The organism is Acinetobacter sp. Lyrl_1 (assembly GCF_051948795.1).
In the GTDB taxonomy this organism is placed as follows: Bacteria; Pseudomonadota; Gammaproteobacteria; order Pseudomonadales; family Moraxellaceae; genus Acinetobacter; species Acinetobacter towneri.
In genome coordinates, this window is the sequence record NZ_JAYJLK010000018.1 from 17,662 (window position 1) to 33,599 (window position 15,938).

The window sequence follows — 15,938 nt, forward strand, 5'->3', positions numbered from 1 at the left end:
GATGGCAACAACACAACATGGCAAGTGAATGCCGTGCAGAGAATAAAGAGGTGACAAATGTCCAATAAAGTATATGACAGCGCACAAGCTGCATTAAATGGCGTGGTTCAAGATGGGCATACCTTGGCGGTGGGTGGTTTTGGTTTATGCGGTATTCCTGAAGCCTTGATTGCTGCGTTAAAAGATACAGGTGTGAAACAGCTGACTTGTATTTCCAACAACGCAGGGGTCGATGGTTTTGGTTTAGGCTTATTGCTTGAAACCAAACAAATTAAAAAAATGATTTCATCTTATGTCGGCGAAAATAAAGAATTTGAACGCCAGTTTTTAAGCGGTGAACTGGAAGTTGAACTTACCCCGCAAGGCACACTGGCAGAAAAATTACGCGCAGGCGGTGCGGGTATTCCTGCATTTTTCACCCCAACAGGTGTAGGCACTGTTATTGCCGAAGGAAAAGAAGTCCGTGAATTTAATGGCAAAGATTATATTTTAGAAGAATCTTTGACCGCAGATGTCGCTTTGGTCAAAGCCTACAAAGCAGATAAAGCGGGCAATCTTGTTTTCCGTAAAACAGCACAAAACTTTAATCCTGTCTGTGCCATGGCAGGCAAAATCACCATTGCCGAAGTTGAACAGATTGTTGAAATTGGCGATTTAGACCCAGACGAAATCCACTTACCCGGTATTTATGTGAACCGCATTGTCCTCAATGCAAACCCAGAAAAACGTATTGAACAAATGACTTTAAAGGCGGAGGCTTAAGATATGGCTTGGACGCGTAATCAAATGGCGCAGCGCGCTGCACAAGAATTAGAAGATGGTTTTTATGTCAATCTAGGCATTGGCTTACCCACACTGGTCGCCAATTATATTCCTGAACATATCAATGTTTGGTTGCAGTCTGAAAATGGCTTACTTGGCATTGGTGAATTTCCGACTGCCGACACTGTAGATGCCGACCTGATCAATGCAGGCAAACAAACTGTGACTGCACGTAAAGGTGCGGCATTTTTCTCCAGCGCAGATTCCTTTGCCATGATTCGTGGCGGGCATGTCAATATCGCCATTTTAGGGGCAATGGAAGTTTCTGAACAAGGCGATCTTGCCAATTGGATGATTCCCGGCAAGAAAGTTAAAGGCATGGGCGGTGCAATGGATTTGGTCGCAGGCGTACAAAAAGTTGTGGTGTTGATGGAACATTGTGCCAAAGATGGTACACCTAAAATTGTATCGCAGTGCAGTTTACCACTTACGGGTAAAGCAGTGGTGCATCGTATCATTACCGACTTAGGCGTACTTGATATTACCCCACAAGGCGTAAAGTTGATTGAACTTGCACCTGATGTCAGTTTTGATGAAATTCAAAAAGTTACAGGCGTTGCCTTGCAAAAAGTCGCAGCTTGATGAATTTATCTCAAGTTAACTCCCCCTCTCCTTTGCAAGTTTTGATACACTGCTTTAAAACCTAATACAAGGGAGAGGGTTTGTTTTGACTTTCATACTTTCCCACTCAACTTATTCAATCTACTCAACAAATCACTAATTTATAAAACTATTCCTCAAACCAAAGAGCATCCAAAAATTACTTTCAATTTCGATATTTGCACGATACTTCGGCACTGATCTGCAATAAAAAAAGCCTTCACTTTGCAAAGTGAAGGCTCAATACAAGTTTAATCTTACAAGAAAATAAACCTGTTTAAGATTGAGGCGTCTTTTGCTCTACCACGCCTGCATCTTCCACACTACGCACTGTGCCTGTATCTACATTCAAGACTTCAAACTCAATCCGGCGGTTTTTAAACTGACCCTCTGGGGTTGCATTTGCTGTAATCGGCTGCTCTGAACCGAAACCAATGGCTTGCAATTGACCCGGATTTACACCACGTGATACTAAATAATCGACCACTGCTTGCGCACGTTGTTGTGACAAAGTTTTGTTGGCATTGGCATCACCTACGGCATCGGTATGCCCTTTCACGGTTAATTGCACTTGTGGCGCGCGCTGCATCAATACCGCAGCCTGATCTAAAATAGACTTATTGGCTGCTGGAATTTCAGTCGATGCAGAATCAAAATTAATGATTTGCATATTGAGTGCCGTCGCAATATCCAAAGCTTGAATATTGTCAGGATTAATTGCAGCCAAAGCCTGCTCGGCATTGCTAATACTGCTGGTTACAGCCTGATTAACATCGGTTACTGTAGTTTCTGCAGGTTGCTGAGTCACTACAGTCATGTTTTTAGCCAATGGACGAATTTGACTGGCTAAACGCTCTGCATCGGCAGGGTTCGCGGCTTGAATAGACAGTTGATTACCCACCCAGTTTAAATTGACATTCGGTACACCTTTCAGCATTTTTAAAACGCTTGGAATCACGTCCTGATCAATAAATTCCGAATGATAGTTGGCAAAATTTTCTGCACCACAACCTGTTGGATGATTGAAAATTTGCTTCACTTCATTCTGCAGAATTTCCATATAGCTTGGATTATTCAGCAAAATTTGACAGGTCACCAAATTACCATCACTGCCTGTACTGACTTGCAACATTGCAGCCTGATTGGCTGCCACTTGGGTCTGTGTGGTTGCAGGCGCTTGGTTGCGGTCACTACATGCACGGAATAAAAATGCCAATAAACCAATTAAAATAATTAAAGCTAAAATTGGCAATAACCACGAACGGCGTTCTTCTACGGGCTCAGTCACAATGACTTCAGGTGCTTGATGTACGGTTTGGCCCGCAGCATTATTTACCCCCAAAGCAGCCAATAATGCTGTTGCCCACTGCGGTAAAGCCGCCTGAATTGAATCTAAATTATTTTGCAATAAATGTTGAATCGCAACTGGGTCTGATGAACCTGCCTGATTTTCAAGAAAGTTTAGACTAGGTGCAATAGAACGATTCAGTGTATTTTCAATTTCGGCTTGTGGTGCTGTGCCACTCACCATATCCATAAACTGCTGTTTTAAAGACAAGTTTGAACCAAAGACATCCCCCACACGAGGGTTAAGCTGTCGATGCAAATTATCAATTAATTCAGGACGTGAATTTAAAATAGACAATAAAATGGGATAAAAACTACTCAATGCCTGATTTTTTTCAAGCAAATGCTGAGTTTCCCCTTCCAATACAATTGATGACACACTTTGTTTGAGCAAGTCTATCAAATCTGTTTGCATACATATGTCCTCTTTTTTTGTCTTTGTTTTCATGTTGTTTTTTAATATATATGCTTAAAATTTAAACAAATGTAATAAATTGTGGTGTTTTGATTTTGTTGTGAAATTTGAGTCAACGAAATGTAGAGTCTCTTCTTCGATTTTCTATTTGGGGATTGTTAAAATTCAATAAAAAAGCCAGCCGAAGCTGACTCTTATTTAAACTTGAAAATAAAATATCAATCAGAGCATATTAAGCAGTAAAGACGCGTACTGCTTTGCCTTTTACAACTTGATTAATCAAAGGCGTATTTTTGCCTTGTGACACAATCGTTTCTTTGTTCAGTGTCCATTCCACTTCTGGATCAACCAAGACCCAACCCGCTTCCTGTTCCCAACGACTTTGCATTTTTGCCACACGCGCAGGTGCAAGTGTCACTTTTTCTACCCATTCCAATGGACTGAACAGACCTTCCTGAATCAGTTGAATCCCAAATGGAATATAAGTATCAAATGCAGTAAAACCTGACAAAGTATCTGCAAATGGTGCCATTTTTGCAGAGCTATTTAACGGCTCATGATGAGTACAAATCGCATCAATCACACCATCTTTTACACCTTGACGCAGTAATGCTTTGTCTTGCTCTGAGCGCAGTGGCGGACGTACATGCGCTAACGAGTTAAAACCATCAATAATTTGATCGGTTAAATGCAGTTGATGCATCGCAACATCACAAGTGACAGGTAAACCTTTGGCTTTAGCTTGTTGAATCAATTCAACTGATGCACCACAAGACAATAAGCCAAAATGCGCACGTACACCTGTGGCTTCAATCATCAGCAAATATTTGGCAATCGCTACGGTTTCTGCCAAAGTTGGAATCATAGGCAAGCCCTGACGCGATGCAATAAAACCTTCATGCACACAGCCATCTTTAGCAATTTGCGGTTCTTCGGCATAGAACACCACGGTCATGTCCAAACCTGCAGCATATTCCAGTGTGCGAATCACGACATCATCATCTTCAAAAGGTGCATTGGCATTGGACACTGCACTACAGCCGCCTTTTTTCAGTCCCGCCATATTGGCAGGCTGCTTGCCGTTTAAACCTTGAGTTTGTGCACCAATCACTTCTAAATAAATGCCACCATCCAACATGGCTTTTTCGACCAAACCATGAATGAGTGCACCGTTGTCTTGCACGATTGGTTTAGAATCGGGTGGCGTAAATAAGTGCAGAATTCCGTTTTCACGTGCGGCCTTGCCTTCAGATTTGAGCGTGCCATGTTGTTGCTGACCAGGTTCACGTAAACGTGCGCATAAATCGACCATAGTTGGCATGAGCCATTGACCTTGGGCATCTATGCTTTCGCTAATATCTGCACTTTCTGCAACCAACTTGCCATTTTCAAGATATACCGTTTGTACGCGGTCAATTTGCTGGATTGGGTCAAGCACACGTACATTTTCAATTTTTACAATCGCCATGACTTTTTCCTTATACCGCAATCGCGTCAATCAAACCTTGTTCTTGCAATTGACCTTGCATCGCCAAGGCCAATACCGCCATACGTACCGCAATACCGTTGGTTACTTGATTTAAAATCACCGATTGAGGCCCATCGGCAATGCTTGAATCAATTTCGACACCACGGTTCATTGGACCAGGATGCATCACAATACAGTTTGGTTTTGCAAGCGCCAAACGCTCTTTGTTTAAACCGTACATTTTGTAGAATTCGGCTTGTGAGGCAAGTGCTGGCGAATCAATACGTTCATTTTGAATACGCAGGGTGATAATCACGTCGCAATCTTTAATGCCTTCTTCCATTTTGTTAAATAAACGCACGCCTGCGCCATATTCATCAAAACCGTAGGGCAACAAGGTGTTCGGTGCAATCACGCGAATGTCTTTACAGCCCAGTGTTTGCAAGGCAGCCACATCGGAACGCGCCACGCGTGAATGTTTGATATCACCAATAATCGCAACACTTAATTCTTCATAAGGTCGTTGGGTTTCACGGCGAATGGTCAGCATATCCAACATCGCTTGCGTTGGATGTGCATGACGGCCATCACCCGCATTAATAATGGCAACCTTTGGGCAAACCGTTTTAGCAATAAAATGTGCTGCACCTGAAGATGAATGACGCACCACAAAAATGTCAGCAGCCATCGCCTCTAAGTTCCACAAAGTGTCACGCAAAGTTTCACCTTTAGAGGTACTTGAACGGGCAATATCAATATTGAGTACATTGGCAGAAAGACGCTTGGCTGCGGCTTCAAATGTGGTGCGGGTACGAGTAGAGTTTTCGAAGAACAAATTCATCACCGTGCGCCCTTCGAGCAAATTATTGGTGATCAGTTGGTTTTGTTCATTGAAAAAGGACTGTGCTGTGTCCAGAATTTGGGTGAGGGTTTCTTTGGAAAGACCTTCGATGGTTAAAAAGTGTTTTAAATGCCCATCTTTATTCAATTGAATCTGGCTCGGAGTATGCAATGCCGCCAAATGCATGAGAGATTCCTTATACGTTAAGTTAACGCATTATACAGAAATTGATTTGGCAAAGCAGTGTAACTTGGCGTGATTTAGTCAAAAGAAACTTATGATTTTAAAAATTAAGTCATGCAGACTCATCTACACTTTCTTTCATGCTTAATACTCTACAAAGCGATGTGAAAGGATGGCATTTATATTTAACTGCTCTGCTAGCCAATCATCTTGATATGAGCTTGATGAACATCTGGTGGGTCAATCTTCGCCTACAACTGCCTACGCAACCTTCAGGCTATGTAGGCATAGTCTGTACAATTCACCGTTTAACGCAATGCCCCTATATAATGATGGGACACCTGCGCCCGATAAATTTCTTCAGCTGTAGGTTCAGTCAAGTCATCTATATTTTCTATATTTTCTACTGCATCTAATTGCTGCGCTTCAGTCTGTGGCGACGTTATTTCTGCATCAGCATCCATTAAGTTAGCCAATATACTGTTTAAGCGCAGCGCATAACGGCACAATTCCTCATCGTGTGTAGCGAGCGCCAATTGCAGCACAGCACGTGCATAGTCTGAATTTTCAACCAGATACATGACATCAATCACACGTCCACTGACCCGTCTTAATCGCGTATAAATTAAAGTGGCAACTGAAAAAATCTCGTTATTTGCTATTAAAGCCTGTGCCGTGTTTAAAGTAGCCGTGGTCATTTAAATATTCCCCTTATCGCTTCATTGTTGTTTTGCAGTGTTTGATGCTCATCTGCAAAATGTTCACCATCACAACAATGTATGAGCAAAATACATACCAATCATGTGAATATTCAGGTTTTTATTTTTCCGCAATACAATCACTCAAAATTTTTTAGAGATGTCATTACATCCTCATTGCCTTTTTAGAAAAAAACAGTAAAAAATGCCCTGAAGCTCTTCAAACCTAGACCTTTAAAATTCTGCACGATTCACGCTAAATCACTAAGTTTTCTAGCACAAAATACGGTAAAATAGCCGATTGCTGAATTGCTTTTGGAAATTTTCATGAATTCGAAACCCCGTCTTTCTACATATTGGGTCACCTGTGCAGATGGACTTGAAACCTTATTGCAAGAAGAAATGCAAGGTTTAGGTATTCAAAATATCGAACGTTTACCGGGTCGTTTAATTTTCAAAGGCACACTCGAAAATGCCTATCGTGTCTGCATGTGGTCACGTTTAGCCTCACGTGTCCTTACACCAATTCACACACACGAAATTGAATTTAGTCACGACGCGCGCGATGTAGCCGAAGAGCTTTATGAAGGTGCGCTGAGCTTTGACTGGTCACTGATTTTTGCGCCACAAAGTACTTTTGCAGTGCGTTTGCATATAGAGCGTGACATTAAAGTGAACAGCCAATTTGCGACCTTGCGCGTTAAAGATGGTGTGGTCGATTCATTTATGGATGCAGTGGGCAAACGTCCAAGCATTGACATCAAACAGCCTGAAATTACCTTATACGTGTTGGCAGGTAAAAAAGAACATACATACTGCCTAGATTTATCTGGCGATTCACTGCATAAACGCGGCTATCGTCGTTTTATGACCGATGCCCCAATTAAAGAAAACCTTGCCGCAGCGATTCTGCAAAAAGGTCAATTACAACAAATTCAACCCGACATTATTTTAGACCCAATGTGTGGTTCGGGTACGTTTATTATTGAAGCATTGATGATGCTGACTGACCGTGCACCGGGTTTGGTACGTCGTTTCGGTTTTAACGGTTGGCAAGGTCACGACCATGAATTATGGATGAGCATTAAAGCAGAAGCGGCTGAACGCCATCAAACTGCATTACAACAACCATTGCCAAAATTTTATGCTTTCGATGCCGACTGGGAAGCAGTCAAAGCCACCAAGCAAAATATTATTGCAGCAGGTTTTGAAAGTCTGCTCGATCAGATTCAAATTGAAGAACGTACTTTGGCTGACTGGCCCGACTTTCAAGCCGAAGGTAAAAAGGCCTTTATTGTAACCAACCCACCTTATGGTGAGCGTTTGGGCGATAAAGCCTCGAACCGTGCCTTATATTTGGGTCTGTCTGCCCTCTTGCAAAAGCATTTCCCAAATCAAAAAGCAGCCGTCATTGCAGCCCAAGTTGAACAAGCCGATGTGTTGGCTTTCAATGACCCGCAAATTTTACGTTTGATGAACGGTAAACTGCCAATTTATGTCCGTTTTGGTACGATCAAACCTGCAACATTCGCACGCCCATTCTTAGCAGATTGGCAACCGCAACAGTTTGAACCCATTGAAGGCGCAGAAGATTTCACCAACCGTTTGCAAAAAAACATGCAGAGCCTGAAAAAATGGGCGGTGAAAGAAAATGTGCATTGCCTGCGTTTATACGATGCAGACTTACCTGACTTTAATGTCGCAGTCGATTTATACGGCGACCGTTTGCACGTGCAGGAATATGCGCCGCCGAAAAAAATTGATCCTGAAAAAGCCAAAAAGCGTTTTAACCTTGCCTTACAAGCCATTCGCGCTGTCACAGGTTTAGGGCGCGATGCGGTATTTATTAAAACCCGTGCCCGTCAGGAAGGTAAAAACCAGTACACCAAACAAAGTACCGCCTCGAAGCGTTTTATTGTGCAAGAAGGTCAGGCTAAAATTTTGGTTAACCTCACCGACTACCTAGATACAGGCTTGTTCCTTGACCATCGTCAAATGCGTTTACGTATTGCCAAAGAAGCACGTGGCAAGCACTTCCTGAATTTATACAGTTATACCTCAACTGCAAGTTTACATGCCGCGCTTGGCGGTGCAGCAAGTACCACCAGCGTCGATTTATCCAATACTTATTTGAATTGGTCTAAAGAAAACTTTGTATTGAATGGTTTAACGGTAGACCATGCCGATGAACAACATCAATTCTTTGCCAGTGATTGTTTTGAATGGCTCAAAGAAGGTCATGAACAATATGATCTGATCTTTATTGACCCACCAACTTTCTCAAACTCTAAAAAGTTCTACGGAACATTTGACGTACAACGCGACCACGTTTCTTTAATTAAGCGTGCCATGAACCGCTTAACCACAGGCGGAACGCTGTACTTCTCCAACAACTACCGTGGTTTTGAAATGGATGAAGAAATTGAAGCCATGTTTGATGTGCAGGAAATTAGCCATGAAACCATTGGGCAAGATTTCAAACGCAACACCAAAATCCACCGTGCTTGGAAAATTCAGCACCCGCCTGTTTAAATAAACGATATGGCAATACAACAAAGCCTGTTCATTTGAACAGGCTTTGTTTTATCGTAGATCAGTATCTAGATTATTGACCAGTTAAAAACTTCTTTTCACCATATTGATAATGCATCGACAGTTTAAATTCATCACCATCACGTTGAATTTGCTGATTGCTTTGCATCGCACTGAGTATCTGTTCCAACTCTTGATCAGACATGCTTTTACCTGCAGCATTCATATAATTATTCATAATGGTTTTGACCACTTGCTTGTTAAAACTCACATCGGTTTGCATTTCCAATAAACTTGGGAACATTTTCGCTAAGCCTTCTACAGTGGTTTGATGCCCTGGCATCACTTTACCAACCAAATCTGCCCGAATACTGCCTGTGCCTAATTTCAACTGATTCTTCTTGGATTCGAACTGAAAGCCCTCATTAATCACAGCCAACAAGGCTTGTTGAACTTCTTTCTCAAAGTTTTCCGCTTCTAGGCATGAGTTGTTTTGTTTTTGCACAATATCAAGAAACGTCTGCATTTTACTGCGCTGCAAGTTTTTAACATCCCAATTCACTTGCAGGTCTTGCATGGCAGGCACATTATTTAAACCTAACTCGGCAATTTTAAATTTCGATTGAATATCTACCGTGCGCTCATGCAGTTGAGTATCCATACGCCAACTGAAGTCTTTCATTTTGCCTGAACCCACTGCTTTTGGGTCTTGACGCTGCATTTCTGCAATACTGAATTGGAAATAGCCCGGCTCTAAAGACTGCACATTCAAAGCCTGATTGGTTTTAAACTGCATGCCTTTTACTTGAAGATGTCCAAATTGATCCAGCACCGTCAATTGAGGCACATCAAAACTCATATTTACAATTTTCTGCTGCCCCTGACTTTGTTTCGCCTGAAACTCAATCTGCATAGGAGAAAATTTAGCTTCAAGTCCTGCTTCTTTTTTCTCTATAGCAGGTATGCTCAATTTCGTGGTCGATACACCCAACCAATTCACTTGCGTTGTCACATTATTTAGAGGCTGCTGAAAGAACTCGGAAAATTGTCCCTGCCCTTGTTCCAGATTCATTTTAGAATCAATTTGGTAACCTTTCCATGTCCGCTGAATTTGATCTTGTCCGTGAAACACCAGTTTTTCTTTAGCATTACATGGGTCTGCAATAATGGTCATTTTCCATTTGGCAGTACCTGTTAAAGTCCCCATGTCGTAGTCCGTATATTGGACGCTCACATTGGGTACAGGATTTAAATTTTGTTGATAATGCTCACGCAGGCTCTTATCTGCATATAAATTTCCTGCAGTGACAGCTCCTGCCAACACTGCAACCCCCATTCCACCCCATACTATTTTTGACATAGATTCTGCTCAGAATTTATCTATTCTTATTGAACAATAAATTATAATTAATCTTCTTTAAAAAAGATAATTGTTTTGCAAATAAATCACTTAAATATAATATTCATCACAAAATATTAAAAATAGCTGTCATTTTTTACCAAAAATTTTACTTATGTGACCTAAATTGTCAGTCATAAAAAACCCAGCCGAAGCTGGGTTTCTTAAAAGTTGCTTACACATAGCCAATTAGCTGAGTTTCATTTTTTCAAACAGCAAATGACCATTTTCAGCTTTAATTAAAATCGTATCACCTGCAACAAAGTCACCTGCGAGGATTTTTTGCGCCAATGTGTTTTCCACTTGTTGCTGAATTGCACGTTTCAATGGACGCGCACCGTAGACTGGGTCAAAACCTGCTTCAATCAATTGATCAAATGCAGTATCGTCTATCGACAAGCTCAAGTCGCGTTCGCTTAAACGCGCACGTAAACGATCCAATTGAATATCGGCAATGCCACGAATTTGTGCTTTTTCTAGTGAATGGAACACCACCAACTCATCAATACGGTTAATAAACTCAGGGCGGAAATGTTGTGAAACTGCGGCCATGACCACGGTACGCACTTCTTCACGTGTTGGATTGTCACCCAATTCACGTACTTCGTGTGAACCCAAGTTAGAAGTCATCACAATTACAGTGTTCTTAAAGTCCACCACGCGACCTTGCGAGTCGGTTAGGCGTCCATCATCCAACACCTGCAACAAGATGTTAAATACGTCTGGATGGGCTTTTTCCACCTCATCAAACAGCACCACACTGTACGGTTTACGACGTACTGCTTCGGTTAATACACCACCTTCTTCATAACCGACATAGCCTGGAGGCGCACCGACCAAACGGCTGACCGAGTGTTTTTCCATAAATTCAGACATATCAATCCGAATCATGGCGTCATCGCTGTCAAACAAGAAGTTCGCTAACGCTTTGGTCAATTCTGTTTTACCTACCCCTGTTGGGCCAAGGAACAGGAACGAACCACTTGGACGGTTAGGATCAGACAAACCTGCGCGTGAACGACGTACCGCATTCGACACCGCCACCACAGCTTCATCTTGCCCCACCACACGGTTATGCAAGAAATCTTCCATGTGTAGCAATTTTTCACGTTCACCCTGCAGCATTTTCGATACAGGAATGCCCGTTGCAGCACTCACGACTTCAGCAATTTCATTGTCCGTAACTTTGTTACGCAATAATTTTGGTTCTTCTTTCTCTTCAACCAACTCATCTTGTGCCAGTTGTTTTTCCAACTCAGGAATCACACCGTATTGTAAACGTGACATTTCCGCCAAGTCATTTTCACGCTGCGCTTTTTGCAATGCCATACGTGCCTGATCAAGCTGAGTCTGAATTTGCTTAGTGCCTTCAACCAAGGTTTTTTCCGCTTTCCAAACTTCTTCCAAATCATTGTATTCATTTTGAACTTCAATAATTTGTTTTTCCAGATGTGCAACTTCAGCACGGCTGCCTGCATCTTCATCTTTCTTCACGGCTTCAAGTTGCAGTTTTAATTGAATTAAACGGCGCTCTAATTTATCTAAGGCTTCAGGCTTAGAATCTAGCTCCATTTTAATCCGTGACGCTGCCTCATCCACCAAATCAATTGCCTTGTCGGGAAGTTGACGGTCAGTGATATAACGGTGCGACATTTTAGCGGCGGCAATAATCGCCGAATCTAAAATTTTAACCCCGTGGTGCACTTCGTAGCGTTCTTTCAGACCTCGTAAAATTGCAATGGTGTCTTCTACACTTGGCTCATCAACCAATACTTTTTGGAAACGACGCTCTAAAGCTGCATCTTTTTCAATATATTGACGATACTCATCTAAAGTAGTGGCACCGACGCAGCGCAATTCGCCACGTGCCAATGCAGGTTTCAACATATTGCCTGCATCCATGGCACCATCGCCTTTACCTGCACCCACAAGTGTGTGTAATTCATCAATAAATAAGATGACTTCACCTTCTTGTTTCGCCAAGTCTTTTAAGACCGCTTTTAGGCGTTCTTCAAACTCACCGCGATATTTCGCACCTGCCAACAATGAGCCCAAATCTAAAGATAAAACACGTTTACCTTTTAAACTTTCAGGCACTTCACCATTCACAATACGCTGAGCCAAACCTTCAACAATCGCAGTTTTACCCACACCAGGTTCACCAATGAGTACTGGGTTGTTTTTGGTACGGCGTGACAACACCTGAACGGTACGGCGAATTTCATCATCACGACCAATTACAGGGTCTAGCTTGCCCGCCAACGCACGTTCGGTTAAATCGATGGTATATTTATTGAGTGAGTCACGTTGATCTTCGTGATTATTGCTCATGACTTTTTCATCCCCTCTAATTTTGTCAATCACGCTACGCAAACTATCTGAGGTCACGCCTACACTGTTCAGTAGTGTTTTGGTCGCGCCCACTTCGGTCAAACCCAGCATCAACCAATCGGTTGACAAGAACTCATCACCTGCTTTTTGGGCAAAACTGTCAGCCAAATTCAAGGCTTTAACCGCATCTGGACTTAAGTTGATATCGCCTGTTGGATTGGCCAAAGTCGGTGCATCAGCAATCGCTTGCTGTAATTTGCTTTGCAAATCACGTAGGTTGGCGCCTGCTTGTTGTAATAAACTGACATTGGAAGCTTCTTCGAGCAAAGTCGCCAATAAGTGAATGCCTTCAATGGCAGTATGATCTTTCCCTATTGCAAGAGATTGGGCATCGGATAAAGCTTGCTGTAGTCGGTTGGTAAACTTTTCAAAACGCATTCTTGTTATTCCTCACAACAAATTGTGTACTTGATGGATATATGGGAACGCAGGCGTAAATTTCAATTAAATTTTTTATATATTTTTCAAAATCTTAATTAAAATTAACAGATAGATTTCAGTAATAATATTGGACTGATTAAAGTAAATTTCAAGTTTAGTCTGGTAATTTTTTATTTTAGTTGAGTCATTGACATACACTTGCATATCAATCAATTAAAGGCTTTTGATTGTTATTTATGCCATTTGAAATATTTAGTTACAATGATTGGCAAAATATACCAACCATTGTATGACCTATCAGTCAAAGCTTAATCTTGTTCAATAATTTCAAAATCATGGCTAATTTCAACACCACCATCAGATAGCATTTTACTGGCAGAACAGTATTTTTCTGCTGAAAGTTCAACCGCCTTCGCGACCTGCTTTTCCTTAACAGCCTTGCCTTTGACCACAAAATGCAAATGAATTTTGGTGAACACTGCAGGGATGCTATCGGCACGTTCTGCTGTTAACTGACATTCAACATGCGTCACTTCTTGGCGTGATTTTTTTAAAATAGTCACAATATCGAATGAAGCACAACCACCAAGTCCCATTAAGATTAACTCCATAGGACGTGGACCACGGTTTTCACCACCATATTCTGCGGATCCATCCATCACTACAGAATGACCACTTTCTGATTTGGCTTCAAAAGCAACGTTCTCTAACCACTGAACACTTGTTTGCATTGCAACTACCTAAAAAAAACTATAAATTGACACGGGTATTTGTACACTAACATAACTTGAGTTGATAAGGAATTTCATCTCTACTGTGTGACAAGTTCAGACTAGGTCTTGTGCGATCTATTATTTATCCATTTTCGGAACCGTTAGCATGACTTCAAACTTTTCACAGCTGAGCACTGATGCATTGTCCCCTGGACAACTGCCTGACTCAGTCAAAGCATTATTAAAACGTGCATACATCAACCGTTATCCAAAACGGACAACTATTGTTGATGCGGGGACTGAATCTAAATCGTTATATTTGATTTTAAAAGGTTCAGTATCAATTATTCTTCGCGAAGATGATGATCGCGAAATTGTTGTGGCATATTTGAATCCAGGCGACTTTTTTGGGGAAATGGGTCTGTTTGAATCGAATCCACAACGTACTGCAGAAGTTCGTACTCGTGATGTCTGTGAAATTGCAGAAATTACTTATGAAAACTTCCACGAACTCAGCAAACAATATCCTGACTTAAGCTATGCCGTTTTTGCACAGCTGGTACGTCGTTTAAAAAATACTACACGTAAGGTAACTGACCTTGCCTTTATAGATGTGTCTGGTCGTATTGCACGTTGCTTGATTGATCTTTCTGCGCAACCAGAAGCCATGATTTTGCCAAACGGTCGTCAAATTCGTATTACACGCCAAGAAATTGGTCGTATTGTCGGCTGTTCACGTGAAATGGTCGGGCGTGTTCTAAAAACACTTGAAGAACAAGGCATGATTGAAACTGATGGTAAAGCCATTCTGATTTTTGATGCTTCTTTGGAGCAAAATGAATCCACTGATGGCAACTTTGATGACGAGTAAACCATCTATATGCTCATTAAAAAAGCAAATCTTCGGATTTGCTTTTTTATTACCAGCTGTTAACTTTTTACCATTTTCAATTATCAAAATACCATTATTGCTGTCACTACAATGAAGTAGCAATTTTCGCAGCCACAAGTGGCGCAAAATGGTTTCAGCTCTTGTAACATCAATATATACATATAATCTTGAGCGAGAGACAATATGCAATTTAAACCATTGGCAAAAACAGGCATTCTAGTTCCAGAAATCTGTTTAGGCACCATGACATTTGGTGAACAAAATACCCAGCAAGAAGCCTTTCAACAACTCGATTATGCGCTAGAACGAGACTTATATTTTTAGGATACCGCAGAAATGTATCCCGTACCACCAAAAGTAGAAACTCAAGGTGCAACCGAAACCATCATTGGCAATTGGTTACAGCAACGTGGCGGACGTGACAAATTATTTTTAGCCTCTAAAATTGCAGGCCCTTCGCAAGGCGGCAGTCATATTCGAGACGGCAAAACCCGCTTTAACGCAGAGGATATTCATTCTGCACTGGATGGCAATTTAAAACGCCTGCAAACCGACTATATCGACTTATACCAACTGCACTGGCCACAACGCCCAACCAACTTTTTTGGCAAACTTGGTTATGGCAACCAAGAAGCACAAAATACGCAAGAAGTAACCGACCTTGCTGAAACCTTAACCGCGTTGCAACAAGAAATTCAAAAAGGACGGATTCGCTATATAGGTCTGTCGAATGAAACCCCTTGGGGCACCATGAAGTTTTTACACTTGGCAGAACAATTAGGATTAAGTAAATTTGTCAGCGTACAAAATCCATATAACCTGCTGAATCGTACTTATGAAATTGGCATGTCTGAAATCGCCCATTATGAAGGTGTTGGACTACTCGCCTACTCACCTTTGGCTTTTGGTTATTTAACTGGTAAATTCCGTCATGGCGCACGCCCTGCCAATGCACGTGTCACGCTATATTCACGTTTTAGCCGTTACAGTAATCCACAAAGCGAATGGGCAACCGAGCAATACGCCCAACTTGCAGAACAACACGGCTTGAGTTTGACGCAACTGGCGCTGGCATTTATCAAGCAGCAATTTTTTGTGACAAGTACCATTATTGGCGCGACGAATATGGCGCAACTCAAAGAAAATATTGATGCCTTTGACATCACCTTATCAGATGAAATTTTACAAGGCATTGAAGCCATTCATCGTCAACAACCCAATCCAGCGCCCTAATTTTATTTTAAGCACTGCTTTAA

The 15,938-nt window shown here is 41.7% G+C and carries 11 protein-coding genes and 1 pseudogene; 5 read left to right on the top strand and 7 right to left on the bottom strand.

The annotated features are described in order from the left end of the window. The first annotated feature begins 57 nt into the window (after nt 1–57). Complete coding sequence (locus VF675_RS07530) at nt 58–762, top strand: CoA transferase subunit A (protein ID WP_179989329.1); 705 nt, start codon at nt 58–60, stop codon at nt 760–762. A gap of 3 nt (nt 763–765) precedes the next feature. Continuing rightward, entirely contained in the window at nt 766–1,404 is a 639-nt protein-coding gene (locus tag VF675_RS07535; protein WP_178318495.1) for a CoA transferase subunit B, read from the top strand. Nucleotides 1,405–1,699: 295 nt separating this feature from the next. Here VF675_RS07535 and VF675_RS07540 read toward each other — a convergent pair whose 3' ends face one another. The 4 genes from VF675_RS07540 to VF675_RS07555 all read right to left on the bottom strand — a co-directional run bounded on the left by VF675_RS07540 (nt 1,700) and on the right by VF675_RS07555 (nt 6,374). Further along, nucleotides 1,700–3,184 carry an OmpA family protein gene (locus VF675_RS07540; protein ID WP_440205019.1) on the bottom strand — a complete coding sequence of 495 codons (1,485 nt, stop codon included), beginning with the start codon at nt 3,182–3,184 and terminating at the stop codon, nt 1,700–1,702. A gap of 232 nt (nt 3,185–3,416) precedes the next feature. Continuing rightward, complete coding sequence (locus VF675_RS07545) at nt 3,417–4,652, bottom strand: dihydroorotase (protein ID WP_004971548.1); 1,236 nt, start codon at nt 4,650–4,652, stop codon at nt 3,417–3,419. Nucleotides 4,653–4,662: 10 nt separating this feature from the next. Next, nucleotides 4,663–5,679: an aspartate carbamoyltransferase catalytic subunit gene (locus VF675_RS07550; RefSeq protein WP_004971550.1), complete on the bottom strand. Its 1,017-nt coding sequence runs from the start codon at nt 5,677–5,679 to the stop codon at nt 4,663–4,665. A gap of 305 nt (nt 5,680–5,984) precedes the next feature. Beyond that, nucleotides 5,985–6,374 (bottom strand): hypothetical protein, encoded by a 390-nt coding sequence (locus VF675_RS07555; protein ID WP_278519399.1) that lies wholly within the window; start codon nt 6,372–6,374, stop codon nt 5,985–5,987. A gap of 327 nt (nt 6,375–6,701) precedes the next feature. Here VF675_RS07555 and rlmKL point away from each other — a divergent pair, with 327 nt between their 5' ends. Continuing rightward, nucleotides 6,702–8,906, top strand: a complete 2,205-nt coding sequence (gene rlmKL, locus VF675_RS07560; protein ID WP_004971555.1) for a bifunctional 23S rRNA (guanine(2069)-N(7))-methyltransferase RlmK/23S rRNA (guanine(2445)-N(2))-methyltransferase RlmL — start codon at nt 6,702–6,704, stop codon at nt 8,904–8,906. A 73-nt stretch (nt 8,907–8,979) separates the two neighbouring features. On the opposite strand, the gene VF675_RS07565 is transcribed toward rlmKL, so the two are convergent. From VF675_RS07565 to VF675_RS07575, 3 genes are all read right to left on the bottom strand, one after another. Then, nucleotides 8,980–10,266, bottom strand: coding sequence for a DUF945 family protein (locus tag VF675_RS07565; RefSeq protein ID WP_440205020.1), 1,287 nt, complete (start codon nt 10,264–10,266; stop codon nt 8,980–8,982). 228 nt (nt 10,267–10,494) lie between these two features. Beyond that, nucleotides 10,495–13,074 carry an ATP-dependent chaperone ClpB gene (gene clpB, locus VF675_RS07570; protein WP_004971561.1) on the bottom strand — a complete coding sequence of 860 codons (2,580 nt, stop codon included), beginning with the start codon at nt 13,072–13,074 and terminating at the stop codon, nt 10,495–10,497. Between the two features lie 311 nt (nt 13,075–13,385). After that, nucleotides 13,386–13,808: an OsmC family protein gene (locus VF675_RS07575; protein WP_070156041.1), complete on the bottom strand. Its 423-nt coding sequence runs from the start codon at nt 13,806–13,808 to the stop codon at nt 13,386–13,388. 148 nt (nt 13,809–13,956) lie between these two features. Here VF675_RS07575 and crp point away from each other — a divergent pair, with 148 nt between their 5' ends. Next, nucleotides 13,957–14,661 carry a cAMP-activated global transcriptional regulator CRP gene (gene crp / locus VF675_RS07580; protein WP_004971566.1) on the top strand — a complete coding sequence of 235 codons (705 nt, stop codon included), beginning with the start codon at nt 13,957–13,959 and terminating at the stop codon, nt 14,659–14,661. A 204-nt stretch (nt 14,662–14,865) separates the two neighbouring features. Beyond that, nucleotides 14,866–15,915, top strand: a pseudogene (locus VF675_RS07585) (NADP(H)-dependent aldo-keto reductase). Nucleotides 15,916–15,938 lie beyond the last annotated feature (23 nt).

Coding starts and splice junctions, on each gene's coding strand:
- VF675_RS07530 (WP_179989329.1), top strand. CDS start 58: ATGTCCAATAAAGTATATGACAGCGCACAAGCTGCATTAAATGGCGTG.
- VF675_RS07535 (WP_178318495.1), top strand. CDS start 766: ATGGCTTGGACGCGTAATCAAATGGCGCAGCGCGCTGCACAAGAATTA.
- VF675_RS07540 (WP_440205019.1), bottom strand. CDS start 3,184: ATGCAAACAGATTTGATAGACTTGCTCAAACAAAGTGTGTCATCAATT.
- VF675_RS07545 (WP_004971548.1), bottom strand. CDS start 4,652: ATGGCGATTGTAAAAATTGAAAATGTACGTGTGCTTGACCCAATCCAG.
- VF675_RS07550 (WP_004971550.1), bottom strand. CDS start 5,679: ATGCATTTGGCGGCATTGCATACTCCGAGCCAGATTCAATTGAATAAA.
- VF675_RS07555 (WP_278519399.1), bottom strand. CDS start 6,374: ATGACCACGGCTACTTTAAACACGGCACAGGCTTTAATAGCAAATAAC.
- rlmKL (WP_004971555.1), top strand. CDS start 6,702: ATGAATTCGAAACCCCGTCTTTCTACATATTGGGTCACCTGTGCAGAT.
- VF675_RS07565 (WP_440205020.1), bottom strand. CDS start 10,266: ATGTCAAAAATAGTATGGGGTGGAATGGGGGTTGCAGTGTTGGCAGGA.
- clpB (WP_004971561.1), bottom strand. CDS start 13,074: ATGCGTTTTGAAAAGTTTACCAACCGACTACAGCAAGCTTTATCCGAT.
- VF675_RS07575 (WP_070156041.1), bottom strand. CDS start 13,808: ATGCAAACAAGTGTTCAGTGGTTAGAGAACGTTGCTTTTGAAGCCAAA.
- crp (WP_004971566.1), top strand. CDS start 13,957: ATGACTTCAAACTTTTCACAGCTGAGCACTGATGCATTGTCCCCTGGA.